The following is a 26,126-nucleotide window of genomic DNA, read 5'->3' as shown; positions in this document are numbered from 1 at the left end:
GTGGCGAAGCCCGTGGTGGCGAAGCCGAGCGCCGGCACGCCCGTCGCGTCTTCGATGTCATGCGCCATGCCGCGGAAGTCCATGCCGGTGATGGCCGGCACCGGCGACCCCAGCAGCGCCACCATGCGCGGCTCCAGCTCGCGCGCCGCGGCGGCCACCTTCGCCACGGTCTTGGCCTCGTCGCCCATGACCACGTCCAAAGTGCGCAGTTGCGCGCACAGCGTGGTGGTCTTGCCGCGCGACCAGCGCGGCTCGTCGTAGTCGATGTAGTTGCGCGTGCAACATGCAGCGTCAGCCACCACCACCAGGGCATCGAGGTCGAACAGGCACGAGCACACGCCGGAGTAGTCGGCGGCGAACGAGGGCAGGAACAGGGACAATCGGGCCATAGCGCATCACTCCCAAACCGTATCGCCGTCGAGTGCGGCTTCCATCAGCCGCATGAGCCGCCGCACGGCCTGGTATCCGAACAAGCCCTCGTCCTTCTGCACGTCCACGAAGCGCCGCGCCTTCAGCAGGTAGGCGCAGTCGAAGCCGATGCACACGGCGTCGGCGGGCAGCCCCAGATCGAGGATGCCCTCGTAGCTCTCGCCACGCACGACGGCAATGCCGGGCACCTGCGCGGCAACCCAGGCACGCTCCTCGGCGTCGTCGTCCTTCTCATGCAACGCGAACACGGCGCACACGGAGAACCCGTAACCCGCCAACGCCTTCGCCAACGCGAACGGGCGCATGGCGGCAGAGGAGTCCACGATGACCGGCGTGTCGCCCAAAGCCTCGCGCGCACGCGCGACCGCATCCCACGCCGCACCCTCGGCCTGCGCAAGCAGGCGGGCCGCCTCGTCATCGGCCGCCGATGACGGTGCCTGGCGCCCCTCGAACGCCCGACCCTCTTGCGAGCACGTCCCATCGACCACCCCGCCGGCCTGTCCAAGCGCTGAGCCGATCGCGCGGTACTGCCGCCCTATCTCGTCCAAGTCGTAGGACACCGGCGCGTCGACGCGCGGAATGCCCAGGCGCCTCTCCATGTTCTCCGCCGCATACGAGCCGATGTGCGCCAACACCACGTTCAGCCGGCTTGACGCCAGCCGCCGGTACGCCTCGAAGTCCGCGCACGAGAAAAGCTGGCGCACCTCGCGCACGCCCCAGGCCCGCATCACCTCGAACAACTCGCAGTCGCCCCGATATCGGCGAACGTCCCCACGAGGTTCACGGCGCTATCGCGGTGCGACGTTGGCTGAAGCATGCTGTAGAGCCTATCGTGGATGCGCAGCCCCGTGGACAGCCCCCGGTCGGCGGCAATGGGGTTCATGTGCACCACGGCGAATCCGAGGCCCGGGAACCGTGCGCGCAGCTCGTCGAGCAGGGCGTCCTCATCAGTGCCGAGAAAGTCATCGATACAGTTCAGATGGATGAAGAACGCACGCGGAGGCCGTTCGAGCGTTGTAAGCGCCTCGGCGACAGCCTCGGCAACGGCGTGCTCGTACGCGCCGGTGGCCACGTCGGCCTCGGTGAGGAACAGAAAGCCCATCGCCCCGCGCGTGTCGTTGCGCAGCGCACGGATCGACACGCGCCGCACGCAGGAGGGAGGGCACACGTACAGGTTGAAGCTCTCCGGAATGCACAGCGACACCTTGGGACGGCCGTGGTGCGGGATGAAGTACGACAGGTCAGAGGCCACGGCTGACCCCCTCTGCCTTGGGCCCGCCCGCAAACGCCGCCGCAGCGGCCGCCTTCGCATTCGACGTCGGCACGGCAGCCTTCTCGCTCGGCCCCCCTGCGATTCCCGCCTTCGCGCGGGGCAATCCCGCCTCGTCCAGCACGGCATCGGCCAAGGCCCCATAGGCACGCGCCGCCGCGCTTGCAGGGGCGCCCTCGACCACCGTGAGCGTTTCCTGCTCGCACGCGTGGACGTCTGCCGAGCGCGGAACATCGGCCACAATGCCCGTCCCCAGCTCGTCTGCCAGACTCTCAACCAGTGCGCGCTCATCGGCCACGTCGCGCCGGTTCAGCACCAGGCCTCCGAAGCGCGCGTAGTCGCGCGCCTTGAACCGCTCAAGGGCCTGCGCGATGTTCGAAGCCGCATACATCGACATCATCTCGCCCGACGTGACCACGTACACCACGTCGGAGCGCTCGCCGCGCAGCGGCAGCGAGAAGCCGCCGCACACCACATCTCCCAGCACGTCGTACAGCACGATATCCGGCGCGAGCTCCTCGTAGGCGTGCAGCGCGGCAAGCTGCTCGAACGCCGTGATGACACCGCGCCCCGCGCATCCCGTTCCCGGTGTCGGCCCGCCCGCCTCCACGCACAGCACGCCTGCGAAACCGCGGTGCACGGCGTCCTCGAGCGTGGGGTTCGCCGTCTTCCGCATGAGGTCGAGCACCGAGGGAATGCGCTCGCCGTGCATGAGCACGTACGTGGAGTCAGCCTTCGGATCGCACCCGATCTGCATGACCGTGTACCCCCGCAGCGCCAACACGGCCGCCAGGTTGGACACCGTCGTCGACTTCCCGATGCCGCCTTTTCCGTACACCGCGATTCTCAACATCGCGTCCCATCCCTTCCCCGTGCGCTTCCCTGCGAAATACCGAGCCATTCTTGCCTCTTATTAATCCTTGAAGTAAGATAATGCAGGAACCAGGATAATTTCAGTTGGTTTTACCACCAAAAGCCGAAGGAGCTGCCCCCGTGTCCGACCTTGCCGCCCTCACCGCCGACCTCCCGCTGTTCGAAGGCGTTCCGGTCGAGAAGGTCCCCCATGTGCTCTCCTGCCTCAATGCGACGCTTGCCACGTTCAGCAAACGCGAGCGCATCCTGGGCCGCGGCGAGACGCAGCGCAGCACCGGCTACCTCTGCGAGGGGCGCGCCCAGCTTGTGAGCAACGACTACTGGGGCAACCGCCCCATCTTGGGCGAATACGCCGCCGGCTCGGTACTCGCAGCCGAGCAGTTCTTCAAGCTGAACCTCCCTTTGCCCGCCGACGTCGTTGCCAGCAGCCCGTGCACGCTGCTGCAGTTCAACCTCGAGCGGCATGTGGAAGCCAAGCCGTGCTGCATGGTGCACGTCAACCGTATCCGCGAGAACCTGGCCCGCATCACCCTGCAGATGAACGCCGATTTACTGGGCAAGCTGGGCATCGTATCGAACCGCTCCACGCGCGAGAAGGTACTTGCCTACCTATCCGACCAGGCAGCGCTCCACGGCAGCTCCGCATTCGACATCCCCTACACCCGGCAAGAACTCGCCGACGCGCTCTACGTGGAGCGCAGCGCCCTTTCCCACGAGCTGAGCCGCCTCCAGAAAGACGGCTACCTCACCTTCTCCCGCAAGCATTTCGAGCTCCACCGCCTGCCGTAGCCGCCTCCCGCGTCCCCGCAGCTGCTTGCGCCCCGGGCGGTGCGGCGGCTTCGGCACAGCACCCGGGGCCGTTCCAGGGAAGGGGAACGCTTAGAAGAACGACGCGTACTCGTCGTCGGAGAGATCGTAGCCGTAGAACTCCTTGAAGAAGTCCTTGGTCTCTGCCGCCAGATCGACGTCCCCCCTATACTCGGGATACACCGTCTGGGCCAGCCACAAGAAGCCGAGCGTCGCCTCGGGGCTCGGGCGATCCCACCAAAAGCCGCCGATGGGGATGGAGAATACCTGCTTGTTCTTGATGGCCTTGAGATCCTGCACCTGCTCGGCGCCGTAGAGCTCGTCGAGATTGCTGCCGCCCTGCACGACGATGACATCCGGATCCCATTCGAGCGCCTTCTCCACAGTCACGTCGCCGTTGAGATCGGCCTCGGGCACGGCGAAGTCGGCGCCTATCGCATTGATCCACGTGCGGCCCCAGTCGCCGGTGTTCGCCTTCGTGATGTCGGCGCCGCTTAGGTAATATACCTTTTTGCGGTCGCCCGCAGGTATCTTCGCAACCTTCTTCTCCAAATCGCCCAGCGTGGCATTCCAGTGGTCGACCAGCCGTTGCGCCTTCTCCTCGTTGCCGAGGATCTTGCCCACGTTCAGGAACTCCTGCTTGAGCGTATCGATGGCCGCCCATCCGATGAGCATGACGTAGGTGGGGATTCCCACTTCGGCGATCTGCGCGTTGCCCTTGTCGGAGCTCACGCCCACAAGCGCCACGTCAGGCTCGGTTGCCACCAGGGCCTCGATATTGAGGTCATCGAACGAGCCGGCGTTCACCACGTCGTTGAACTGCGGGTACATTTTCAGCAGCTGCGGGAACTTCTTCATGGAGGGCTGTGCCACGATCTTGTCCGCCGCGCCGAAGATGGCCACCTCGTGGGTGGTGCCGCCGTTGCACGTGATGGCAATGCGCTCCACGCTCTCGGGGATGGCGAACTCGTTGCCCTTCGCGTCCACGACGGTACCCGAGACCGTCTCGGGGGCCTGGCCGTCGGCCGGCTTCGGTCCCTCTTCCTGCTGCGCGCAGCCGCCCAACGCCATAGTGCCCGTCGCAGCCACGCCGGCCGCAGCCAGCAGCTCGACGAAGCGCCTACGCGTGAGCAGGTTCATGTTCTGACTCATCGACAATGCATCCTTTCCTCCCGCGCCCGCGGACGAACCTACGGGCGCACGCCGTTACTCCCTGCCCTGCTCGGGCATGGTCACCACAGAGCCTTCGGTCGCGCTGCGCGGTCCGGCGGCGTCGAAGGCCTCCAACATGCCCTCGATAAGGGCATCCGCATCCACAATGCGGCTCGCCAGGACGCGTGTTGCACCCAGAGCGGCGAACAACTCCATCGGCGCTTGCGCGGACGGCCCGAACACCACGAACTCCCGCGCGCGCCGCGGCAGGCGGGCGATGTCGAACAGGCTGTCGTTCTCCAGCGCGCATCCCGTTATACCCACGACATCGGCCTGCGCGACAAGCGCCGCGGTATCCTCCACGCCATGGAACCGCACCGTGCCCGGACCGGTGTGCACGCCATCGGCATCCAGGAGCACGCTCTGCAGCGCGGCACGCGGACGCAGGTCCACCACGTCGAGCGAGGCGCACATGGCGGCCGCCTCCCGCAGCAGCATGCCCGCACCCACCAGCACCACGGCGTCGTCGGAACGTAAAAACGACCGGTCGAACGGATCCGAGACGGCAAAGCCGCGCTCAGCCAGCGCCTCGGGTGCATTCACCTCGCACGAAAGCGCATTCGCAACCGCCAGCGCCACGCTGCGGCGAAGCGAGCAATACGCCGCATCATCGGCCGCCCCCGGGGTAATCCCACACACGCCCTCGTCCAATAACTGCGCCACCGCATCGTCCGCATGCACGCCCGTTAAGCTCTGCAGGCTCCTCATGTACTCGAAGTCGAGCGCCCCATACACCGCATGCTGGCCGTTGAACGTGAACGCACGCCCCGCGCGTCCATCCGACAGCTCAACTACGGCCCACCGCGCACCGAAACACAAGCGCCTCACGGTAGGTATCAGACCATCTGCGCAGGTGATGCGCAGCGTTTCCTCTATCAGCTCATGCAAGCTACGAGGCGCGTCTGCTGCCACGAAGCCGTTCGGCTTGCCGCACATCACCGTACCCTCCCGTCAACGCCGAACAAGCCCTCTTCCCCGCACGGACACGGATGCGCCTTCGTCTTCAACAGCGGCACGCACGTGGTCACCGTCCCGTCGGGATGCTCCGGCACATCGAGGGACGCCACCTTCACGGGAATGCCGTACGCCTCCTCCAAAGTCTCCTCGCACACGATGTCGCCCACATCCGCCACGCGAAACGGGCTCGTGCGGCTCATGACGGCCGCCTTGTCGCAGCACAGGAACGCATGGTCGGGGAAGTGCGACGTCATGATGATCCCCACGCCGCGATGGGCGAGCGCGCAGATCTGCGCGAGCACCCGCATCTGGTTGCCGAAGTCCAGGCTGGACGTAGGCTCGTCCATCATGAGGAACGACGGGTTCTGCATGAGCGCGCGGGCGATGAGCACCATTTGCCGCTCTCCGCCGCTGATCTCGGTGTACACACGGTTGCGCAGATACGCTATGCCCAGCAGCTCCAGCAGCTCGTCGGCTTCGTCGAACGCGTCGCGTCCCGGCCCCGCGAACGCATCGGTCCGCGCGATGGAACCCATGACCACCACATCGATGACCACGAACGGAAACGGCGGCTCGTGCACCTGGGGCACGTAGCCGATGAGCAAGGCCGTCTCCTTCCGGCGGCGGTGGTCCACCGCGCGCCCGTCCACATACAGCCCGCCTGCCGAGAACGGGATGAAGCCCAGAAGCGACTTGAACAGCGTCGTCTTCCCCACGCCGTTAGGTCCCAGCAGGCACAGCACCTCCCCGCTCTCCAGCTCGAAGCTCACGTCGTGCACGATGCCGACGTCGCGGTACCCGGCGCATACGCCGCGTGCCTCCAAGATCATAGCTGTTCCTTCTTTCTCTTCAGCAACAGGTAGAAGAAGAACGGCGCGCCGATAATGGACGTGAGAATGCCCAGCGGGATCTCGACGGTGAACAGGTTGCGCGCCACGTTGTCCACCAGCAAGAGGAAGCTGCCGCCCACCAAGAACGACATGGGCAGGAGCACCTTGCAGTTCGGCCCCACGATGAACCGGGCCATATGCGGGATAATGAGCCCTATCCACCCTATCATGCCGGCGATGGCCACCGAAGCCGCCGTGAGCAGCGTCGCGCACAGGATGAACAGCCCGCGCAGCCGCTTCACGTTCAAACCCATGGCCTGCGCCTCCTCGTCGCCGAAAGCCATGGCGTTAAGCTGCCAGCGTAGGAAGGCCAAAGGTGCGATGCCGATGAGAAGGGGCGGCAGCAAGAACAAGATGTCTTGAAGGTTCACCGTGGACAGGCTGCCCATGAGCCAGTACGTGATCTCGGGCAGCTTGCTGTCAGGATCGGCCACATACTTCGTCAACGTGATGAACGACGAGAACAGCGTGGACACTATCATGCCGCCCAGCACCAGCATGAGAATGGCATCCTTGCCACGGCTGACGCGCTGGCACACGAAGTAGGCCAGCCCCACGGCCACGATGCCGAACGCGAATGCGTTCACCTGGATGAACGCATAGGGAAGCGACAAAAGGATGGCCAGCGCCGCGCCGAATCCCGCGCCCGACGAGGCGCCCAATATGTCGGGCGAAACCATGGGGTTCTTGAAAAGCCCTTGGTACACGGCGCCGGCAATGGAAAGCGCCGCGCCCACCAGCAGCGCGGCACAGATGCGAGGCAGGCGCACTTTCCACACAATGGTCTGGGCCATGTCGCTTTGCGAGCAGTCGAAGCCGAACAGCTGGGCGCCGATGATCTCGACAACCCCCACCGGATCGATGGGATACTGCCCGACCATGAACGAACCGAAGAACAACACGACCATCACGGCCACCGCGATGACGATCGCTCCCGCTGACGAACGTTTCGAAGCCATAGTCCCCTTGCTTCTCCAAAATATATACTAGTATGAGAATAATATTTATTTCGGAATAATCTGTTGGAAAAGCCACGAACCGAGAAATTTTTCGACACGGCTCGACCCCTTCGCCATTTGTGGAGTTTCGCGCACAACCGGGGCTTTCGCCAGATTCCCATCGCCGCATACCCCGCGAACCCCCATACTGGTAAATCGCTTTGCACGAAATTCTTTCTTGTTTCTCTTTTGCGCACGCTGATGACGCTCACGGATGCAGAAAGCGGCTCGAGTCAAGCGCAAGGCACGCCGCTGGAGCGGGTGCGACCACGGAGCGGTTCCGCAGAGGCGGACGCCCGTCGAAGAGAAACGGAATACCCTTATGACGAAATTCGCCGACCTCGGCTTGTCCAAAGACGCCCTCGCGGCGGTGGAGAAGCTGGGCTACGAGAACCCCACGCCTGTCCAGGAGCAGGCTATCCCGCTGGTTCTGGAAGGCCGCGACCTCATCGCCGCCGCCTCCACCGGCACCGGCAAGACGGCCGCGTTCCTGCTGCCCATCTTGAGCACGCTTCCCCGCGTGAAGGGCCGCAACCGCGCCCCGCGCGTGCTGGTGGTGAGCCCCACCCGCGAGCTCGCCCAGCAGATCGCCCGCACGTGCATGCAGATCTCGCGCCAGACCCGCCACTTCACCACCACGGTGTTCGGCGGCACGCCCTACGGCCCCCAGATCAAGGAGCTGCGCGGCGGCACCGACGTGCTCATCGCCACGCCCGGGCGCCTGAAGGACCTCATGAAGCGCGGCGTGGTGAACCTGTCCAGCGTGGAGGTGCTCGTGCTGGACGAGGCCGACCGCATGCTGGACATGGGCTTTCTGCCCGACGTGACCACCATCGTGGACGCCACGCCCGAGTGCCGCCAGACGCTTCTGTTCTCGGCCACCATCGACCAGTCCATCCAGAAGAACCTGGGCTCGCTTCTGAACGACCCCGCCATGGTCGAGATCGCCCGCAACGGCGAGACGGCCAAGACGGTGGAGCAGTTCATGATGCCCATCAAGAACTTCAACAAGCCCGAGCTCTTGGAGGCCGTGCTGCGCGAGAAGGGCTCTGAGCGCATCATCGTGTTCGCCCGCACGAAGAACCGCACCGAGGACTGCGCCGAGGCGCTGTGCGACGCCGGCTTCCGCGCCGAGTCCATCCACTCGGACAAGAGCCAGGGCGCCCGCCGTCGTGCGCTGGAGAACTTCCGCCGCGGCAAGACGTCCATCCTCGTGGCCACCGACGTGCTGGCGCGCGGCATCGACGTGCCCGACGTGGACCATGTGATCAACTTCGACCTGCCCGACATGCCCGAGGACTACGTGCACCGCATCGGCCGCACGGGCCGCGCGGGCGAGAAGGGTTACGCCATCTCGTTCGTCACCCGCGAGACCAGCCGCACGCTGCGCGACATCGAGCGCCTGATCGGCAAGGACATCCCGTTCATGGAGCTGGAAACCTACGAGCTTGACCCGACGCTGCTGAAGCAGAAGAAGGGCGGCGCGCGCCAGGGCGGCTCCAAGAGCGGCGGCTCGAAGCCCTACGGCAAGCGCTCTGCGGGCAAGTCGTACGGCAAGCCCGCCGGCAAGGGCGGCTACCGCAAGTCCGACGACCGCAAGGACGGCAAGCCGGCCGGCAAAAGCTACGCTGCCGAAGGCGGCGAGTCCAAGGGAAGCAAGCGCTTCGAGCGTGCCGAGGCCCCGCGCTCCGGCAAGGGCGGCTTCGACCGCGCGAATGCCGGCAAGCCGGGCAAGCGCTCCGACCGCTCCGGCAAGCCCGCCTCCGCCCGCGGCGAGAAGAGCTTCGACAAGCCGTACCGCGAGGGCGGCAAGCCCGCGAAGAAGCAGCGCTCCAAGAAGGGCAACGGCACCGGCGGCTACGACTACAGCCGCTTCGCCAAGAGCGAGAAGCACGAGGCCGCCGAGCGGTTCTAAGAACACAGCAAAACGCGCACGCTAACGAGGACGAACCGCCGACGCGGCTCGTCCTCGTTTTGCAGGCAAAGCTGCCCCGCAAAATGCGCAACATAGTGCGCATATCGTAATGAGCAAAATATTGCGCTTTTCTCTATGTGCAGTATAATGCGCATAAACAACGAATGCATTCCGACCACGCAAGGAGGATCCCATGCCCTCAGACGTCATCGGGCTTCCCCGTCGCCTCGGCCAAGCCGTGCGGAAAAGACGCTTGCAGCTTGGTCTCTCCCAAGCCAGCCTCGCCGAGGCGGCTCAGGTATCGCGACGGCTTATTACGAGCTTGGAAATGGGCGATGCCGATGGCATCGCCTTCGACAAGGCACTCCGTATTCTCGAAGCGCTCGGCATGACGATATCGATCGCGTGGCCGTCGGAGCCGGAAGAGGGCCAGCGGCCCGCAGCCCAAACCGCACACGCGCCGCTGGTGGAAGATGACCGGAAGCCGTCCTACCAAGACGCCTACGACGACATAGCTCGAGCGGCCTTGCGCCAAGCGGCTTATGCGCAAGAAGGGCGGTGACCGACATGGCCGAAGCATCTCTGCTCGTCTTCATCTGCGGCCAGCCTGCCGGAGAGCTCGCACAAGGCAGCAGCGGCCAGATCAGCTTCCGCTACGATCTTGATTACGATGGCATCCCGCTGTCGTTCTCCATGCCCGTGTCCAACCGCACGTTCCCCCATCGCGTCGTGCAGCCATTCCTTTTCGGGCTGCTGCCGGACGACAGGAGCGTGCGCAGGAACATCGGCCTCGAGTTCGATGTGCGAAGCGACAACCCCTTTTCCCTGTTGGAGAATATTGGCCTCGACTGCCCGGGCGCCGTGCAGTTCTGCAAACCCTGCGAGACCGCAATCCTCGCCACACGTCAGGAGAAGCTCGAGCCCATTGATGACGAAACCATCGCGCGGCGACTCGCCACCTTGCGCGAACACCGTGAAGACTCGTGGCTCGGCACGCACGAGCATTGGTCCCTTGGCGGCAACCAGGGAAAATTCGCACTCGCACGCCATGACGGCCGATGGTTCGCCTGCCATGGCTCAGCGCCAACGACCCACATCTTCAAAAACGGCGTGCATGGCTTCCGCCTGCAGGCCCTGAACGAGTTCGTCTGCATGCGTCTTGCCAGCCGGTGCGGCCTTCCCGCCGCAAACACAAGCTACGAAGTGTTCGAGGGCGAGCCCGCTATCGTTATCGAGCGCTATGACCGCGTGAAGGCGCCGGACGGCCGCATCGTGCGTCTCCATCAGGAAGATTTCTGCCAGATACTCGGCATACTCCCCGAGAACAAGTACCCCGAATACGGAGGTCCGGGAGCGTCGGACATCATCCGCGTCATAAGCTCGACCACGCAAGCAGCGAGAAACGTCCACCTATTCACCGCGATGCTGTTCTTCAACTGCCTCATCGGAGCGCCGGATGCCCATGCTAAGAACTTCTCGCTGCTACTCGGCACTGGACGCGATGCCCTTGTGGCCCCTCTTTACGACGTCGCCTCCGGCCTCGCCTACGACGAGCTGCGACGCAAAGCGCGTCTGGCGATGAGTATCGGAGGCGAGAACAGGGTTGGCCACACCTCGCGAAACGCCCTCAAGCGCTATGCCCAGGCCAATGACCTCTCGCGCTTCGGCCTCGGCGAAGCCGCCTGCGTGGAGCTCATGGCGGAACTCGCCCAAGACGTGCTGGACAACCTTGATGGCGCTTTCGACGACGCGCAGGCTGCTCCAGGAGCCGACGAGTTACGCGAGCATCTGGAGCGCCCGCTGGTGGAACTCTGCAAGGCAACGCTCAATCGGCTTTGAAAAAGGCTTCGTCAACCTCGGAAGCCTCACCTCTCCCATTCCACAATACGCTCGGGGTGGGAATACACGTTGAAGCGACCATGCTTGGCGAAACCGACAAGGGTAAGGCCGCTTCGCTCGGCAAGCTCGATGGAGAGGTTTGTAGGAGCTCCGGGCGACACTACAAGAGGACAGCCGAGCGCGGCCACTCTCGCCACGATCTCTAGCGGCACACGCCCACTGAACAGCACCATACACTCGGCCGCACGCTCGCCAGAGCACACGCACCAGCCGACGAGCTTATCCAAGGCGCTGTGTCGGCCGATATCCTCGCGCCAAGCCAGCACGCGACCACGCATGTCGGCCAAAGCAGCACTGTGCACACCGCCCGTTTTCCTGAACAAGAGCGACTGGCGCTCCAACAGCGCGATGGCAGCGTTCACCGTGGCAGCCGCCACCTGCATGTCGGACAGCGGGCGCGCCGCGACCGGCACGCCTGCCGGAGCACGCCCCGGCAGGCTGCCAAATGGCACGATGACGCACCCGTCCCCGATCCGACGGCCACGCGGGCGGGTGAGCACATCAACACGCCCGCCCTCCAAATCGACCTCAATCGACACGACGTCGTCCATCTCGACGATAGCGCCCTCCAAGAACAGGCGCCCCACCACGAGGTCTTCGACATCCCACGGAGAGCAGGTGCCGCGAAAGGTCGGGCGACCGTCCAAGAACACCTCGATGCTCACTTCCTGCACGACGAAGTCGGGCCGCTCGGCGAACCGCCCGCCGTCGAAACGCTCCACGAGCAACACCGCATGCGCGTTCTCTCGCGATCGGGAAACCTCCATGATCGCATTGCTCACGTGCCTCATCGCGCATCCCCCTCTCCGTCACCATCGTCGTTTCCCTACAGTAGGGCGGCAAACCAGCCACGATGCCTGCCGCCCCAGGGAGGGAAGGGAGTAGGTCTCTCTTACTCGTTCCTCACGTTCGGCACATACCACACGGCCGGGTTCGTGCCCTCTTCGGGCAAAAGCTGGAAGCCATCCTTCTCTACAGCCTGCTTCTTGAGCTCTTCCAAGTCACCGAACACGCGCGCGCCGGCCGGGCAGGCAGCCACGCACGCTTGCACCTCGCCCTTGCCAGCATCGATTCGCTCGACGCAGAATGTGCACTTGTCGACCGAGCCTTTGGGCATGGTGGGATACATAAGAGCCTCGTACTCATTGAGCTCGGAACCGAAATAGCCGCCCTCGCTCTCGACATAGTACCGGGCCGCATAGGGGCAGGCCGTAATGCACGCCTTGCAACCGATGCACTTCTCCTTGTCGATCATCACGATACCGTCATCGCGCTTGTACGTAGCACCCTCCACGGCACAGGCCGCGATACACGGTGCATTTTCGCAATGCATGCACAACATGGGCACAACATGCTTCACCGCTTGAGGGTACGTTCCCTCGAACGCACGCTCCACATGCGACCTCATCACAGCAGGAGGCGTTCCATGCGCTTCCTTGCAGGCCACCGCACACGCATGGCAACCGACGCATTTCTTCAAATCGATAAGCATTCCGTACGTCATGGTTCTCACCTCCTCTACGCGATCTTCTCGATTTTGATGCGGACGCACTGGTCGAACGCCGAACACACATGGTCCATGCGGTCAGGAGTCTGACCGGGAACAAGATGCACCACAGGAACTCCCTTGTCCTTCGCATTGGGCATATAGGCCGACTTAGAGCCCCAATGTCCACCGATGACGGCCACACACTCTGCGTGCACGCCCTCAGACGTGGCCAGCACCCCCTCAACCGATACGCCTTCGGTAGTGACGAGCCGCACCTTGTCGCCGGTGGCAAGCCCCTTCGCCGCAGCCGTAGCGGCGTTGATCTCGATGGTGTAACCATAGGGATTGGCCTCGTTGATCTCATTGATGTAAGGGTTCTCCATGAGCCACGAGTCGGTATTGATAGCGTCGGTGTAATACACGGGCAAAATGTCGAAGGCGGGATCGACCACCTCATGCCCACAGCCGGGCTTCCAATCGGGCAGAGCCTGATAGTCCTCGGTCTCCCATGGTATGCCCAGTTCAGCCGCCTTAGCCTCTACCTTTCCCTTCGCTTCCAGCATGAAGTCAAAGTAAAGGGGCACGCGTCCTGGATCACCGTTCGCCCAGATGTACACTTCGTCCACCGTTCGCGGATGATCGTACACCGCATGCTCCTTAAGCCATGCGAAGTCGTGCTTCTCGTCAATGTTTGATTTCAGAATAGAGTCGGCAAAGGCCTCTACGTCAAGCTTCTGATCGAGCGGCACGGAGTACTCGTCCTTAACGCGGAACATGCCGTTGAGCGTTGCAATGAACTCGGCGTTCTTACCGGCACGACTGGCGAGCTCGCTAAAAAGCTCCCAGCTCGACGGCGCTCCGTCCTTCGGCTCGACAACTTTCTGCCACACGGGCACGGTCCATGGATTCTCCAAACCACCGATGACGCGATGGTTGCCTGAGGCGTGCGGCAGCGGCTCGGTGCGCTCAAGATAGCAGCACTCGGGCAGGAACACATCGTAGAAATAGGACGACTCGTTCAGAAACATATCGATGCCCACCACGTACTGGTAGCCCTTGAATATCTCGGCCTGCTCATCGTAGTTGCCCCACCACTTGATAGGATTGCACGCGTAGCAGAGAGCCACCTCGGCCGCTTGCGTGTGGTACAGATCAGGATGCGCTTGGGCGATATGCTCGAAGTGGTTGTCCTCGGAGATGGGCTGCAGCTCCATCATGCCCATGGTTGTGGGCGTATAGTCACTCTCGTAAACCTTCTTATAGTAGGAGTTGGGGAACGCGAGCAAGAGCCCTGCACAGTCGATGAGACCCTCGGGCTCCCACAGTCCGGGACGCCACGACATATTCGGATTGCTGTCTGTCCAACCATTGCAGATGGGATCGAAGCCGCAGAACCCACCGACCGCGTTCGTCGCGCCGATAAGGTTATTCAAGCTGAACACAGCCCAACAGGTAAGAAAAGCATGTTTGTGGCGCGTGATGCCGGAAAATGCATCCACGGCCGCAGGTCGGTAGGGCAACGTCACCCCGTCGATCTGGGTGGTCTGCCCGATACAGGCCGCCTCTCCGAGCTCTTTGGCAATCTGGCGAACCGTAGCGGCAGGCACCGTGGTTATCCCCTCTTGGTACTCGGGGGTATAAGTCCTTAGATGCTCTTTGTACAGGGTAAAACCCGTGGAACATTGCTTGCCGTCTACCTCGAAAGAGCCCTCAAGCTGAGGCGCACTGCATTGGTCGTAGGGTTTTGCCGCGCCGTCAGCGTCCATATAAAGCGAATGCCCCGTCTTCTCGTCGAAGACGATACGCTTGGTTTCCAAGTCAACGAGAGAAGGACCGTTGGTTCGGTTCGTGAGAAACTCCCTATCAATGAGATTCTCCTCATGCACAAGCACATAGGCAATAGCAAGGGCAACGGCAGCATCGGTACCGGGACGCAGAGGCACCCAAAGATCCGCCTTTTCTCCCGCAGCGCCCATATGGGGATCGAAAACCACATGGCGCAACCCATTCTTGCGACGCTCGGCAAACGGCTCGACAGTCATATTGAAACCATGTCGCGTGGCCGTTCCAGCATTGGTTCCGAACTGGATGACGTAGTTGCAGTTGGTGTAGTCGGGACGTGCATTGCCTGTTCCGGTAAAAAAGTATTCGAGCTGATGGACGCCCGCACCGCAGATGTCCGAGCAACTGCCCTCGGCATTGCCGTAGATCACGCCAAGCGCCGTGTGACGCACAAGCGAACCTATCTGGCTAGCCACCATGGACATGCCGGTAACGGCGTGAGGGCCGCTGCGCTCGATAGCCTCCTTCACATGTTTGTCCACCAGTTCGTAGGCCTCGTCCCAGCTGATCTCCTCCCAACCCGGATCCTCGTCGAAGCCCTTCTTGGGATTGGTTCGCTTCAAGGGCTTGGTCACACGGTTGGGATCATAGAGCTGCATGATGCCCGCAGCGCCCTTGCCGCAGATATGTCCACGACCGATTGAGCTGTCAGGATTCCCCGTCAACTCCACCACCACGCCATCGATGACGCGCGCCTTGATCGAGCAGTTGTTGAAGCACATGTTGCATGTCGTAGGAATCCATTCCCCGGCTTCCGGATCGTAGGCTTGCTGAACCGACAATGACGCCTCGTCCGGCTTTTTCTCACCTTTCGGCGCGCAACCGGCAATCGTGCCAGCCATACCGGCGCCCAACGCCGCCGCACCCGCTCCCGCCACGAAGCCGCGGCGACTGATGCTCACGCTCTCCTTGCTCATCGCTTCCTCCTCGTCCTCCTCTACATCGCTCACATTGCTCGTTGCCGGGGCGCACCTGCAGCGCCCTTTCGCCCACCATCCTTTCTCCTAGCGTTCTCGCAGGTCAACACTTGGCAGCACTTCGCCCACCGGCCACCGGGCGAACCATTTGGCCGGATGAGCATGTGCGAATTCAACCGAGGCAGTACCCCGATTTGCACTTTTGAAATTAGTCGTTGGAATTCTGCTAGTAAGAGATGAAGACCTCGCCCATGGTACCCCCTCCCCCGGCGAACATACGCCAGTTTCATTGGTGTCAGAGTATCATGATCTACTATGACAGTCAATCAGATTGATTATTCTATCTTCTTATAGCGGTCTATCTGCAACACTTGCAACATCGGTCAGTAGCCCCCGTGCTCCCTTCAGGACAAGGAAGCCGAAGGCAACATCCATCGACGTCGGCATCGCGGCAGCCAGGGCGCTTAAGCCAAACTCACTTGAGGAACTTCTCGATATTGTTGAATGCCTCGCCAAAAGCGCTCGGCGCGATGACCAAGCCGCCCTTGTCTTTCACGCTCTCGTAGATCAGGCTCATGGTGCGCAGTTGGAGCGCCTTGTCGCTGCCCTCGTACACCTCGGCAGCCTCCACGAACATCTCGGAGATGTCCTTCTCTATCTCCGCCAAGAGCAGGCGTGCGTTGCGCTCGCGCTCGGCCTGGGCCTCTTTCGACATCGCGTCCTGCAAATCGGGCGGGATGGCAATGTCTCGAATCTCCACTGACACCACGGTAATGCCCCAGGTGCGCGTCTTCTCGTCGAGAATTTCTTTGACCTCATGGTCGATCTGCGCGCGACGCGTGGCCACCTCCGCGAGGTTAATGCGGCCCACCGCGTCACGTAAAGCCGTCTGGGCGGCCCACCAGATGGCCGACGAGTAATCCTCCACCTCCACGCACGCATCCTTCGGATTCCACACCATCCAGAACAGCACGGCGTCGATGTCGAGTGGCACGAGGTCTGCCGTGAGCGCCTCCTCGGCCACAAACGCCGTGGTGATGATGCGCTGGTCGACACGAGCGGCAACGTGCTCGATAATAGGGATGACGAAATAAGGCCCCGGTCCGGCCACGCGACTGAACTTACCCAGCCTGAGCACCACCACACGCTCCCATTGGGGTGCCACGCGCACGCTCAAGGTGGCGAGTGTGGCGACAACGGCCGCGCCCAAGACCACCAGCACGGACAGCATGGAGCTGAAAAGAGCAATCACCAGGCAGAACACCACCGCGAATACCGTGAAAGAGAATGCATACACGCCGTTTCTCGACGTCTTCTTCGCCTTGGGACCCGAGAATTCGGGCGCCCGGCGCCCCGCTGCGGGCACCTTGGCACCCTCGGCCTGCTTCCTGCTGCGCATATGACCAACCCCTCCTGCCGCCCGCGGCGGCGCCTGCGGCCCCGCCTACCGGGCCCGCCCCGTGAGCTGCACGATCTTCTCCCGTACCAAATCGACGAGGTCGTCCGCCTCCATGCCCTTCTCGAAAGCGCGGCCCACCAAATCCGTTGCAAGCGCCTCCACCTCGTCGTCGATGTCCAGCGCCTCGTACGCCGTGCGTTCGGCCACGTAGGAACCCTTGCCGCGCCGCGTGAAGATGAACCCGTCGCGCTCAAGGTCCTGGTACACCTTGTTAATGGTGTTGTAGTTGACCCCGAGCTGCACGGAGAGCTCCCGCACGGAGGGAAGGCGCTCGTTCTCGTCAAGCTTGCCGGAGCGAATAAGGTATACGAGGCGTTTGCGGATCTGAATCCAGATGGGAATGTCGCTGTTATCGTCCACTTGAAACTGGCCCATGGCGTCCATAGCGACGTCCTTGTCGATGATCGTGTCGGTCATAGCAATCTCCATGGTACCATGCACGCGTGCCCTCCCATGAAAAACACTCACAACCAAAACGGCAGCGGGGTCATCCCCACCAGGTTGAACCGGACGGCGGCCAAAAGCAGTACGTAGCGCAGGCAGATGCCGCCCGCCAGCGTGCAGCACGATCCTATGGCGAGCACAAGCGGATCGAAGGATCGCCGGCTGGCCACGTCTACCACGAAGGGAGCGGCCAACCCGAGTCCCACCGCCCCCAGCCAGAACGCGCCGGCGAAACGGCCCGTCATAAGCGCATCGGCCGACGCTCCTACCGCATCTCCCGCCTGCGCGCTCGCCAGCAAGAACGCCGCAAGCACCCCGGCCTCCACCACGACGAGCATAAGGTCGAGCATCACGAGCCCGCCAAGACCCTCCTCGACCTCGGGACGATTCTGGCGGCAGAAGCCCACCACGATGAGCACCGCGGCACCCGTTGCCAGGGCCGAGGCCGTGAACAGCACCGGCACGAACGGAGTATTGAGGAACGGTACGGCTGGCCACAGCGACAAGAACACGCCCGAATACCCTATGACGCACAACGCGGCCGCCATGGCGACAACCTGCAAAACGAACTCAACGGCACGTCCTGTGCGGGTGTCCTGCACGATACCCATCACGAGCGCCCCGACCGCCGCGAAGCAGAACACAGCGACGGACCAGGCGCCGAACCCAAGCACACTCGTAACCGGCGACAGGAACACCGCGAACGCCCGCTCGGGTGCACCCAGGTCGAGAACGAGGAATACGCTGCCGAGCGCAACGAGCGCCGGGCCAGCCACCAGACCCGCGTCGGTCACAGAACTCACACGTGCCAGACAGGCAGGATCCTTGAAGCGGAGTGCCAGGTCGACGAAGGCGCCGATGACGAAGGCGCCGCCGCCTGCGCCCGCCAAGAACAGGTACCACGCGATGTACGAGCTGGCCACGTCCTTAAGCCCCCTATCCTGCCACGTCGACACGCTGTCGACATCATAGCATGAAGCAGTGACCTATGATACTAGGACAGTTGGCGAATACACCTTTTGGAAATCCGCAGCGACGACGGGCTGCGCAGGTCCTACTCTCCCCCGCCTACCTGCCCCACGTTGAAGCCGTCCGCCAGCGCGCTGGGCGCGAGCAGCACGCCCTTCGAGTCCTTGGCGCCCTCGTAGGCCAGGTTCATGGCGCGCAGCTTCATGGCGCGGGGGTTGCGGTCGTACACCTCGGCAGCCTCCACGAACATCTCGGAGATGTCCTTCTCCACCTCGGCCAGGATGATGCGGGCGTTGCGCTCGCGCTCGGCCTGGGCCTCCTTCGACAGCGCGTCCTGCAACTCCTTGGGGATCATGATGTCGCGGATCTCAACCGACATGACGGTCACGCCCCACTGCTCGCACTTCTTGCCGAGGATATCCTCGAGGTCGCGATCGATCTGCTTGCGACGCAGGGATATGTCGGCCAGGTTGAGCTGGCCGATGACGTCGCGCATGGCCGTCTGGGCCGAACGCAGCACGGCCTTCGGGTAGTTCTCCACCTCCAGGCACGCCTTCTCGGCATCCCACACCATCCAGAACAGGATGGCGTCCACGTCCACCGGCACGAGGTCGGCTGTGAGCGCGGCTTCGGCGGAGAACGAGGCTGTCATGATGCGTTGGTCCACGTGGATGGCCGCGTACTCCGCAAACGGGATGCAGCAGTACAGCCCTGGGCCGGCTATGCGGTTGAACTTGCCGAAACGCAGGATAGCCACGCGCTCCCAATGGGGCGCCACCCGCACCGACGTGGCCAGCACGAACCCGGCCACCACAGATGCGGCGATGGTCAGCGGCGACACCCACGCGAACGTCGCGAAGAGCACCGCGAGGAACCCTGCGGCGAACATAGCCAGAAAGAACAGGTAAACGCCTCCGCGGGAGGCGTCGTTGGCCTCGAGCTCGGTCTCGGCCACCTTGCGGGAGGCGTCAGCCTCTGCTTCGCCCTTCGACCGTCTGAACAAACCCATCGCTGCTCCCCTCGAACGTCTTGCTATTCGGCTGCCGCCGCCAGCCTTCGCTGCAGCACGTCGGCTATATCGTGACGCGGAACGCCCAGCTCCCTGCACTGGCGTATGAACTCGTCGGTCAGAAAATCAACTTCGGTCTTGGCCTCTTCTGCCTGGGCGGGCCCTTGGTCTGCCACGAACGTGCCCTTGCCGCGTTTTGAAACGATGTAGCCGTCACGCTCGATATCCTGGTACACTTTGCTTACCGTGTTGTAGTTGATGCCCAGGTCAACGGCTAGCTCGCGCACCGTCGGCAGCTTGTCGCCCGCCTGGAACCTGCCCGAGGCAATCAGATAGATCAGGCGATTGCGCAACTGGAGCCACAGCGGGATACCGCTGTCGCTGTCGATGGTAATCTGCACGGTTTGGTTGGCGGCACTCACGCTCGGATAGTCCCCACCTTCATTCGCCAAGTAGTATCGTCATATGATAGCATTCTCGGCCCCGCCTGCCGCGCAGGGTCGCAAAGCGCATGAAGCCCCACACGCGGCCAGCCCGGGAGGGAGGGAAGGCCGACCGCGCGGGACCCGCGAGTAGACGTCAGCTGTTGAGGCGGAACATCGCCCTTACCCGACACCCAATTCCTCGCGCTCGAACACAAGGAATTGACGTGCCGTCTCGACTAGGCCACGGTACAAGCCCGGCTTCGCGCGCTTCTCCAGATCATCACAGAGTTGCGGAATCCAAACCAGCAGGTGGTCGCGCAGAAAATCCTGCTGCGCAACACGCGCCGCATCGACTCCAGCCCCATCGTTAGCAGCCAGCGCTTCAGCCTCCTTACAACACAGACGCGCCATGAACTCCAGCTCAATACCGACGTGATCCTCGGGAACGTTCAGTTCGCCCGAGCGCTCAAATCCCTGCGATCTATACGCAGCAAGCACTTCATCGCGCGATCGCTGCATAAGCAGATGCTCGGCACTTGTATACACCGACTCATACGGGAACACGGGGTCGGCCGACATATTCAGCAACAGCGCCGCGAATTCGGCCGCCGCTTCCGCGCGCAACGCCGCTAAATCCGCCCCTGGAAGCTCGGCCGCATAGCGCCCGAGTTCGCCCTCAAGCGGAAGCGACTCCTCGGCAAGTCGCGAGAGAAAGTCCTCCGAAACCTCTTCCAAGAACAGGCGAGACAGGAGCGAGTATGTAAGTTCTCGAGCCTCGACCTCGGCAATGCGTTCACATGCGTCCATGATCACCCTCCCCCTCGCGGGGCGCCCGCCGAGGCGGGCGCCCCCATTCAACAATCGTCTACGAAATCAGCATCAGCGCGCCCTGCGCTGCCTGCAGCGCCGCCGGACTGACGAGTGCGGCATGCAGGCCGGCAGCCAGCACAACGAAGCGCAGCGTGAACCCACCGACGAGCGCGCACGCGGCTCCTCCCACCGGCACAGCAGGGCCAACCTTGCCCTTCTGTCTCGACGCCACAAGCTGGGTGATAGCCGCGATGAGCGGGCACCCAAGCCCCACGGCCACCACGAGCAGCCAGAACTGCACGCCTAGCGCGCCCTCTGTGAGCAGCCCGATCGCCCGGGCCTCGTCGGCGCCGGCGCCCTGCATGGTCAGCACAAACGCCGCCAGCACCACGGCCTCCAACACCACCAGGCCGATGACCGCCTTCTCCAACGTCGCACGCACACGCTCGATACCCTCATCGCGATCCATCGCAGCCGCGAAGATAGACACAGCCGCCACGCCCGTATCGAGCGCCGATACGGTGAACAGCGCCGGCAGCAGCCACGTTCCCCACAGGGGGATAGCGGGCGCCGCGCCCAGGAGCACGCCGGTGTACACCGCCACTGCAAGCGCGAGCGGTATCCCAATCACCGCGAGCACCTTGTTGATGCCGGCGCGAGCCCGCCCGAGGGGCTTGCACGCCGAGCCCAGCCAGTCGGCTATCTTGTCGGTGGTGAACAGCGCGCTCAGCACGAACACGACGAACGTAACCAACAGAAGCCACGCACCCACCGTCATCCACGACGAACCGTTCACGAAGCTCTTGAACAGGATCATAGCCTGGAAGGGCTTCTCCACCTCGGACACGAGCGCCAGCAATCCGATGGCCAGCGCCGCCACAGCCGTCCACACGCCGCCCGTCACGGTCTTCTTGAACCGTCCCGGCTTCGCCAGGCGCAGAACGGACACCGTCAGAAACGCGCCTGCGCCCAAACCGCCGAGAAACAGGTATATCGCCGGCAGCCAACTCCAGGTCGTCTGCAACTCAACCATGGTCGTTCCTCCTTTCCGTCATGTCGGCCGGGAGCGCCTCGGGGCACGCGGCCCCGCGCTCCCGGCATCGCATTTTCACGACACGACGACCGAGGGCTTCGCGTCGGCCGCCATCTGCTTGGCCTTCTTGTCGCCCACCTTCGCGGCCAGCTCGTCCATGGTGCCGAACTGCAGCGCCTGCGTCGGGCACGTGGCCACGCAGTGTGGCGTGTCGCCCGGCTCCACGCCATTGCCGATGCAGCAGTCGCACTTGTCCATGCCGGCGTCGGTGTACTGCGGCACGCCGAACGGGCAGGCGAAGAAGCAGTAGTGGCACCCGATGCACTTCTCCTTGTCCACCACTACGATGCCGTCCTCGCCGCGCTTAGTGATAGCACCTGCCGGGCACACCTTTGCACAGGCCGGCTCTCCGCAGTGCATGCACGACATTGAAACGAACGTGCGCGTGACGTTCGGGAACGTGCCGCTCTCCACCTCATGCACCTTGCGGCGTGCGATGGTCCCCGCCTCGATGCCGTTCCATTGCTTGCAGGCCACCTCGCACGCCCAGCACTTGATGCAGCGCTCGGTGTCCATGTAGAACCCGTATTGCTTGGCCATTATTCATCCCCTCCCTCGAGCTTGCTGATCTTCACGAGCGTCTGCTTAGACATGGCGGAGTTGAACGGGTCGAAGTTCTTCAGCTCGGCATCGTACAGCACGTTGATCTCACTGCCACCATCCAGATGCTCGTAACCAGGCAGATCGAGCTCTTCACAAGGCTGCCACCAACCTCGACGAGACATGAGCACATCCGGAGCGATGCTCTCCAGATACCGTGCGACCATTTTTACCCAACCATGACGCGATTCAATCTTCACCCAGTCGCCGTCTTCGATACCATACTGCTTCGCAGTAGACGGGTTGATCTTCACCCAGGGATAGGGCTGCAGCTCGCGAAGATAGGGGACGTCGACGTAATAGCTGTGGTTGCACAGGCGATACGCATGCACGTCGGAGATGACCAGAGGGTACTCTTTCGCTATATCAGGCGTACCCGCAATGCTCTCAGCCGGCCCATGGTACACAGGTAAGGGCGATATTTCTCCGGTATCATCACAGTTCGGCTTGTTGCCGATCCATTCGTTGTAGCATTGGACCTTACCATTCGGAAGGCTGGCAAACATCTTGGCATAATCTTGGTAGACCGGTTCCGTCGGCTTTGCGCCATCAGTACGCTCTACGAAGATACCCTTATTGGCAACGCGCAGCTCCTCAAGCGTGATGCCCGAACCATCAAGCTGCTCGCGCAGGCAAGCATCCATGTCACCGTTCCAGAAATCCTCGCCGTAGCCCATGCGCACGGCCAAGTCCAGGTAATACTCCCAGTCAGAGCGCGACTCCCCCATAGGCTCGGCGATCTTCTGGTTAATGGCGACGAACGTACCGGCAGCGCTGTTCTTCGTGCCGAACTGGTAACTGCTTTCGTAGTTCGTGCAAGCCGGCAGCACGTAGTCAGCATAGTCGCATGACGAGTTCCACTGCGTGTCCATGACCACATAGAAGTCGAGCTTCTTGAGGGCTTCCTCCACCTTCTTGGGTGAGCGCGTGGCGGAGAGAGGGTTCGACGATTGGCCGAAGATACAGCGGAGCGGATACGGATCTTCCGTCAAAATGCTCATGAGCCCTTTGTAATAGGCTGTTGTAGGACCAGACTCCTGCGTCGCCATGGTCTGGAACCAACGCGGCGTCTCGGGGCCCACGAGATCGGCAACACCTGCCATGTACCCCTTCTCCTCGTCTTCCTTACTTTTGGGAAGCCTGTCAGAAAGGATATCAATGCCCTTCGTCTTAACAAGAGAGGGAGGCGCCACCATACCGGCACTCCCGCCTCCGGCAATGCCCAAGTTACCGGTAATAGCCTCGATGAGGCAGGCGCAGGCGACTGTCCAGTGACCGTCGTTTTGCTGGTCACCAATGCCATTGCCGATATTGATGCCCATAGGCTTCACGGTGCCCATCAAGCGGGCGATCTCATAAATCTGCTCAATGGGAATTCCTGTAATGGGGGAAGCCCACTCGGGCGTGTACTGCTTCATATGTTCGGCCAGCTTGTCAAAGCCGTTGCACCAGTTCTCTACGAAGTCATGATCGTACAGGCCTTCTCCGATGATGACGTTCAAAATGGCCATAGCGAGCGCGCCGTCCGTGCCAGGACGAACCGGAACCCATATATCCGCCTTCGAGGCCAGGCCGTCCTGCATCGGACGGATATCGATGACCTTGAGACCCTTTTCGATGGCATTGAGGCGAGCATACGGATTGCCCTGGTTGATTGCGGAGTTTTCGCTGTTGTAGCCCCATACCACCAGAAGCTTCGTCTTGCCCAATTGTCCAGGAGCTGTATCCGTAGCTTGAGCATGCTTCGGACCGCCTATGGTCACCAAGCGCGAGAACATGCGCTGCGAGTTGCAAATAGCACTATGCATGTAGTTTGGGCTGCCATGTACATTCAGAAAACGACGTCCCATCGTACCAAGAACTGCGTAGAACTGAGGAGAGAGCACGCCATATGACTTTGCCCCGTACTGCTCCTTCTGCTCAAGCAGCTTACTAGCGATAGCATCCATGGCCTCATCCCAGCTGCAACGCTCAAACTTGCCTTCGCCCTTTTCGCCGGTACGCTTCATAGGATACAGAATGCGGCCGGGAGCATAGAGCACCGCCATGGCCGCATTCCCCTTTGCACAGAGGCTGCGACTGCCTCTACCCCAGTTGTTCCCTGCCTCGGGATTTCCTTCAACATTTGTCCAGCGGCCATCCTTGATGTAGCACAATGTGGAGCAGTGTGTGCGAGCCGGACCGCACATTTGGCACCAAGCGTGGCGCACTTCCACCTCACCCGATGCGACACCGGCCTCGCCGGCCGGGCTTGGCTTGAGTGCCTCTTGGCTTGCACAGCCAGACAATGCAGCCATCGCACCCAAAGCGGCCGTTCCCTGCAGGAACGCGCGCCTCGTCAGCTTCCCCTCCTGTTTCATGCCCTTCCTCCTGTCCTTCGTCTTATTTGCTTGCCCGCACTCCCTTCGTGCAGGCTGCTCGCCTTGAAGTGGATAACGCGCATCCGATAAAGCACGACGCGCAGAGGTTAGGAATCCGCGCACGAATCCATCCGGCCAAGGAGGCCGCAATCTGCGTTTTCGCGTTGATTCGACGATCGGATGCGATCGATGGGACTAATAGCTCACTCTCATAAGACCAACTCCCCCGAGCCCTCCCCCGGCTCACTTAGTTGTCTGATTGAACTATTGTCATAGTACCATAGTTTAATGGTTTTATTAAGGAGTCGTGCTATCCTATTTTGAGAATAAATACAAGCAGAATCATGTAATGCCCGATCGGATGAGGCGAATTATGGAAGAGGGCAGAGAAAAACCCGGGGCCGCGTCCAAACCGCCCCGGGTTAAAAATAACCGGCAAACGCCCCGAGCGCAGGCCGTACTCTTCCCCTACTGCGGCTCTACGTCGATGGGAGCGTTCTTCGCGGCCGCGCGCTCGCGCTTACGTCCGCGCCACCAGCGCGACAGGCTGTGCGCGAGCCATTCCACCAACGGGATGGTGAGGAACGCCACCCACGCGGGATGCGGCTGGTTCAGCACGAACGCCATGTAGCAGAACCACGCCGTGACGGCGATGGGGTACGCGCCTTCCACGAGCGGTGCGATGCGGCGGCGGCCGATGGCGTGGCCCACCATATAGTACACGGGGATGGTCAGGAACAGGAACAGCCCCATGCCCCATGCGCCGTTCAAGATGCCCAGCAGCAGGTACACCACGATTATCACCAGCGGATAGGGAAACTTCACCCACTCCTTCTCGAACGCGCGCAGGTAGTGCTTGCGCACGGGGATGGTGCGGCCCACCTCCGGGCCATACTTGGCCTTCGCGTCGTCGAGCGTGTCGAAGCGCTCGCCGTTCACCGTGTAGCCGCAGGGCTCGTTCCAGCGTTCTTCGTGGATGTGTCCGTAGCCGTAGCGCTCGTGAGCGTCGCGCCAGCTGTCGAAGTGCTCGCCGTTGATGACCACGCCGTCGCCGTCGATGACCACCTGGCTGCCGTCGTCGTCCTCAAGCGTGCAGCGGCTGCCGGGCTTCTTCGCGTCAGCGCCGGGTTCGGCGGCGCCCCCCTCGCACGCGCCCTGCACGTCCGCGGAGGACCCCTCCTTCACATGAATGCCGTCCCAACCCACATGCACCTCGTCGCCCTTCTTGGAGTCTTTCACGTGCACGCCGTCGCGCCACGAAACGTGGACGTAGTCGTCGCCGTCGAGCACGTGGATGCCGCCCAGCCCGATGCGCACTTTCGACTCCTTGCCGTCGGCGGGCCCCGACTCCGGAGCGTCCGCGCCGCCCGCTCCCCCCTCGGTGGAGGTCGACGTTTCCGGGCCGTCCTCTCCCGCCGACGGGGCCGCACACGCAGCAGTTCCCGGCCTCGGCTTCGGC

25 protein-coding genes are annotated in these 26,126 nt (G+C 62.6%); 4 read left to right on the top strand and 21 right to left on the bottom strand.

Annotated elements, in window-relative coordinates; all coding sequences use genetic code 11:
- The 4 genes from GPA_RS19060 to GPA_RS08310 all read right to left on the bottom strand — a co-directional run.
- On the bottom strand, positions 1 to 389 hold a 389-nt coding region (locus GPA_RS19060), incomplete at its 3' end, for a hypothetical protein (protein WP_041239330.1).
- Positions 390 to 395: 6 nt separating this feature from the next.
- Entirely contained in the window at positions 396 to 1,160 is a 765-nt protein-coding gene (locus tag GPA_RS16795) for a nitrogenase component 1 (protein ID WP_231847698.1), read from the bottom strand.
- On the bottom strand, positions 1,157 to 1,681 hold the full coding sequence (locus GPA_RS16790) for a hypothetical protein (protein ID WP_049784076.1): 525 nt from the start codon (positions 1,679 to 1,681) through the stop codon (positions 1,157 to 1,159). The genes GPA_RS16795 and GPA_RS16790 overlap by 4 nt, the downstream gene beginning before the upstream one ends.
- On the bottom strand, positions 1,671 to 2,552 hold the full coding sequence (locus GPA_RS08310; RefSeq protein ID WP_015539589.1) for a nucleotide-binding protein: 882 nt from the start codon (positions 2,550 to 2,552) through the stop codon (positions 1,671 to 1,673). The genes GPA_RS16790 and GPA_RS08310 overlap by 11 nt, the downstream gene beginning before the upstream one ends.
- A gap of 140 nt (positions 2,553 to 2,692) precedes the next feature.
- On the opposite strand from GPA_RS08310, the gene GPA_RS08305 reads away from it, so the two are divergent.
- Positions 2,693 to 3,361, top strand: coding sequence for a Crp/Fnr family transcriptional regulator (locus GPA_RS08305; RefSeq protein ID WP_041239329.1), 669 nt, complete (start codon positions 2,693 to 2,695; stop codon positions 3,359 to 3,361).
- A gap of 90 nt (positions 3,362 to 3,451) precedes the next feature.
- Here GPA_RS08305 and GPA_RS08300 read toward each other — a convergent pair whose 3' ends face one another.
- The 4 genes from GPA_RS08300 to GPA_RS08285 are packed head-to-tail and all read right to left on the bottom strand — an operon-like array spanning position 3,452 to position 7,397.
- On the bottom strand, positions 3,452 to 4,531 hold the full coding sequence (locus GPA_RS08300) for an ABC transporter substrate-binding protein (protein ID WP_114569104.1): 1,080 nt from the start codon (positions 4,529 to 4,531) through the stop codon (positions 3,452 to 3,454).
- A gap of 54 nt (positions 4,532 to 4,585) precedes the next feature.
- Positions 4,586 to 5,527 (bottom strand): Rossmann-like domain-containing protein, encoded by a 942-nt coding sequence (locus GPA_RS08295; RefSeq protein ID WP_015539587.1) that lies wholly within the window; start codon positions 5,525 to 5,527, stop codon positions 4,586 to 4,588.
- Positions 5,527 to 6,378 (bottom strand): ABC transporter ATP-binding protein, encoded by an 852-nt coding sequence (locus tag GPA_RS08290; protein ID WP_015539586.1) that lies wholly within the window; start codon positions 6,376 to 6,378, stop codon positions 5,527 to 5,529. The genes GPA_RS08295 and GPA_RS08290 overlap by 1 nt, the downstream gene beginning before the upstream one ends.
- Positions 6,375 to 7,397 (bottom strand): FecCD family ABC transporter permease, encoded by a 1,023-nt coding sequence (locus GPA_RS08285; protein ID WP_015539585.1) that lies wholly within the window; start codon positions 7,395 to 7,397, stop codon positions 6,375 to 6,377. The genes GPA_RS08290 and GPA_RS08285 overlap by 4 nt, the downstream gene beginning before the upstream one ends.
- A 361-nt stretch (positions 7,398 to 7,758) precedes the next feature.
- On the opposite strand from GPA_RS08285, the gene GPA_RS08280 reads away from it, so the two are divergent.
- The 3 genes from GPA_RS08280 (at position 7,759) to GPA_RS08270 (ending at position 11,190) form a co-directional block, all read left to right on the top strand.
- Entirely contained in the window at positions 7,759 to 9,351 is a 1,593-nt protein-coding gene (locus GPA_RS08280; protein ID WP_015539584.1) for a DEAD/DEAH box helicase, read from the top strand.
- Between the two features lie 193 nt (positions 9,352 to 9,544).
- The gene (locus tag GPA_RS16785) at positions 9,545 to 9,913 is read left to right on the top strand and encodes a helix-turn-helix transcriptional regulator (RefSeq protein ID WP_015539583.1); all 369 of its coding nucleotides are present in this window, start codon (positions 9,545 to 9,547) and stop codon (positions 9,911 to 9,913) included.
- Positions 9,914 to 9,918: 5 nt separating this feature from the next.
- Positions 9,919 to 11,190, top strand: a complete 1,272-nt coding sequence (locus GPA_RS08270) for a type II toxin-antitoxin system HipA family toxin (protein ID WP_041240289.1) — start codon at positions 9,919 to 9,921, stop codon at positions 11,188 to 11,190.
- 26 nt (positions 11,191 to 11,216) lie between these two features.
- Here GPA_RS08270 and fdhD read toward each other — a convergent pair whose 3' ends face one another.
- The 13 genes from fdhD to GPA_RS08205 all read right to left on the bottom strand — a co-directional run.
- Complete coding sequence (fdhD, locus tag GPA_RS08265; protein ID WP_167536624.1) at positions 11,217 to 12,017, bottom strand: formate dehydrogenase accessory sulfurtransferase FdhD; 801 nt, start codon at positions 12,015 to 12,017, stop codon at positions 11,217 to 11,219.
- Between the two features lie 125 nt (positions 12,018 to 12,142).
- The gene (locus tag GPA_RS08260; RefSeq protein WP_041239328.1) at positions 12,143 to 12,754 is read right to left on the bottom strand and encodes a 4Fe-4S dicluster domain-containing protein; all 612 of its coding nucleotides are present in this window, start codon (positions 12,752 to 12,754) and stop codon (positions 12,143 to 12,145) included.
- A gap of 14 nt (positions 12,755 to 12,768) precedes the next feature.
- Entirely contained in the window at positions 12,769 to 15,498 is a 2,730-nt protein-coding gene (locus GPA_RS08255; RefSeq protein WP_041240288.1) for a molybdopterin-dependent oxidoreductase, read from the bottom strand.
- Positions 15,499 to 15,973: 475 nt separating this feature from the next.
- Complete coding sequence (locus GPA_RS08250; protein WP_015539580.1) at positions 15,974 to 16,897, bottom strand: slipin family protein; 924 nt, start codon at positions 16,895 to 16,897, stop codon at positions 15,974 to 15,976.
- A 45-nt stretch (positions 16,898 to 16,942) separates the two neighbouring features.
- A complete protein-coding gene (locus tag GPA_RS08245) occupies positions 16,943 to 17,374 on the bottom strand; it encodes a GntR family transcriptional regulator (RefSeq protein WP_015539579.1) in 432 nt (143 codons plus the stop codon).
- Positions 17,375 to 17,421: 47 nt separating this feature from the next.
- Entirely contained in the window at positions 17,422 to 18,324 is a 903-nt protein-coding gene (nrfD, locus tag GPA_RS08240) for an NrfD/PsrC family molybdoenzyme membrane anchor subunit (protein ID WP_041239326.1), read from the bottom strand.
- A 131-nt stretch (positions 18,325 to 18,455) separates the two neighbouring features.
- Positions 18,456 to 19,379, bottom strand: a complete 924-nt coding sequence (locus tag GPA_RS08235) for a slipin family protein (RefSeq protein WP_015539578.1) — start codon at positions 19,377 to 19,379, stop codon at positions 18,456 to 18,458.
- A 23-nt stretch (positions 19,380 to 19,402) separates the two neighbouring features.
- Positions 19,403 to 19,801, bottom strand: a complete 399-nt coding sequence (locus tag GPA_RS08230) for a GntR family transcriptional regulator (RefSeq protein ID WP_227155438.1) — start codon at positions 19,799 to 19,801, stop codon at positions 19,403 to 19,405.
- Between the two features lie 183 nt (positions 19,802 to 19,984).
- The gene (locus GPA_RS16780) at positions 19,985 to 20,611 is read right to left on the bottom strand and encodes a TorD/DmsD family molecular chaperone (protein WP_049784075.1); all 627 of its coding nucleotides are present in this window, start codon (positions 20,609 to 20,611) and stop codon (positions 19,985 to 19,987) included.
- A 58-nt stretch (positions 20,612 to 20,669) separates the two neighbouring features.
- Positions 20,670 to 21,647, bottom strand: coding sequence for an NrfD/PsrC family molybdoenzyme membrane anchor subunit (nrfD, locus tag GPA_RS08220; RefSeq protein WP_015539577.1), 978 nt, complete (start codon positions 21,645 to 21,647; stop codon positions 20,670 to 20,672).
- Between the two features lie 75 nt (positions 21,648 to 21,722).
- The gene (locus tag GPA_RS08215; RefSeq protein WP_015539576.1) at positions 21,723 to 22,247 is read right to left on the bottom strand and encodes a 4Fe-4S dicluster domain-containing protein; all 525 of its coding nucleotides are present in this window, start codon (positions 22,245 to 22,247) and stop codon (positions 21,723 to 21,725) included.
- Entirely contained in the window at positions 22,247 to 24,667 is a 2,421-nt protein-coding gene (locus GPA_RS08210; protein WP_049784073.1) for a molybdopterin-containing oxidoreductase family protein, read from the bottom strand. The genes GPA_RS08215 and GPA_RS08210 overlap by 1 nt, the downstream gene beginning before the upstream one ends.
- A gap of 468 nt (positions 24,668 to 25,135) precedes the next feature.
- The coding region (locus tag GPA_RS08205) for an XRE family transcriptional regulator (protein ID WP_231847608.1) at positions 25,136 to 26,126 on the bottom strand (991 nt) is incomplete at its 5' end.

It is taken from the genome of Gordonibacter pamelaeae 7-10-1-b, from assembly GCF_000210055.1.
GTDB lineage: Bacteria > Actinomycetota > Coriobacteriia > Coriobacteriales > Eggerthellaceae > Gordonibacter > Gordonibacter pamelaeae.
Note: the sequence above shows the minus strand (reverse complement) of the source record. Positions and strands in the feature narration are given on the sequence as shown.

What these genes read in the sequence shown, in the direction of transcription:
- GPA_RS08235 (WP_015539578.1), bottom strand. Translation starts at nt 19,379, where the DNA reads ATGGGTTTGTTCAGACGGTCGAAGGGCGAAGCAGAGGCTGACGCCTCC.
- GPA_RS08250 (WP_015539580.1), bottom strand. Translation starts at nt 16,897, where the DNA reads ATGCGCAGCAGGAAGCAGGCCGAGGGTGCCAAGGTGCCCGCAGCGGGG.
- GPA_RS08260 (WP_041239328.1), bottom strand. Translation starts at nt 12,754, where the DNA reads ATGACGTACGGAATGCTTATCGATTTGAAGAAATGCGTCGGTTGCCAT.
- GPA_RS08210 (WP_049784073.1), bottom strand. Translation starts at nt 24,667, where the DNA reads ATGAAACAGGAGGGGAAGCTGACGAGGCGCGCGTTCCTGCAGGGAACG.
- GPA_RS16780 (WP_049784075.1), bottom strand. Translation starts at nt 20,611, where the DNA reads ATGGACGCATGTGAACGCATTGCCGAGGTCGAGGCTCGAGAACTTACA.
- GPA_RS08245 (WP_015539579.1), bottom strand. Translation starts at nt 17,374, where the DNA reads ATGACCGACACGATCATCGACAAGGACGTCGCTATGGACGCCATGGGC.
- GPA_RS08285 (WP_015539585.1), bottom strand. Translation starts at nt 7,397, where the DNA reads ATGGCTTCGAAACGTTCGTCAGCGGGAGCGATCGTCATCGCGGTGGCC.
- GPA_RS08300 (WP_114569104.1), bottom strand. Translation starts at nt 4,531, where the DNA reads ATGAGTCAGAACATGAACCTGCTCACGCGTAGGCGCTTCGTCGAGCTG.
- GPA_RS08255 (WP_041240288.1), bottom strand. Translation starts at nt 15,498, where the DNA reads ATGAGCAAGGAGAGCGTGAGCATCAGTCGCCGCGGCTTCGTGGCGGGA.
- GPA_RS08215 (WP_015539576.1), bottom strand. Translation starts at nt 22,247, where the DNA reads ATGGCCAAGCAATACGGGTTCTACATGGACACCGAGCGCTGCATCAAG.
- GPA_RS16785 (WP_015539583.1), top strand. Translation starts at nt 9,545, where the DNA reads ATGCCCTCAGACGTCATCGGGCTTCCCCGTCGCCTCGGCCAAGCCGTG.
- nrfD (WP_015539577.1), bottom strand. Translation starts at nt 21,647, where the DNA reads ATGGTTGAGTTGCAGACGACCTGGAGTTGGCTGCCGGCGATATACCTG.
- GPA_RS08290 (WP_015539586.1), bottom strand. Translation starts at nt 6,378, where the DNA reads ATGATCTTGGAGGCACGCGGCGTATGCGCCGGGTACCGCGACGTCGGC.
- GPA_RS08280 (WP_015539584.1), top strand. Translation starts at nt 7,759, where the DNA reads ATGACGAAATTCGCCGACCTCGGCTTGTCCAAAGACGCCCTCGCGGCG.
- GPA_RS08270 (WP_041240289.1), top strand. Translation starts at nt 9,919, where the DNA reads ATGGCCGAAGCATCTCTGCTCGTCTTCATCTGCGGCCAGCCTGCCGGA.
- GPA_RS08295 (WP_015539587.1), bottom strand. Translation starts at nt 5,527, where the DNA reads ATGTGCGGCAAGCCGAACGGCTTCGTGGCAGCAGACGCGCCTCGTAGC.
- GPA_RS08310 (WP_015539589.1), bottom strand. Translation starts at nt 2,552, where the DNA reads ATGTTGAGAATCGCGGTGTACGGAAAAGGCGGCATCGGGAAGTCGACG.
- fdhD (WP_167536624.1), bottom strand. Translation starts at nt 12,017, where the DNA reads ATGGAGGTTTCCCGATCGCGAGAGAACGCGCATGCGGTGTTGCTCGTG.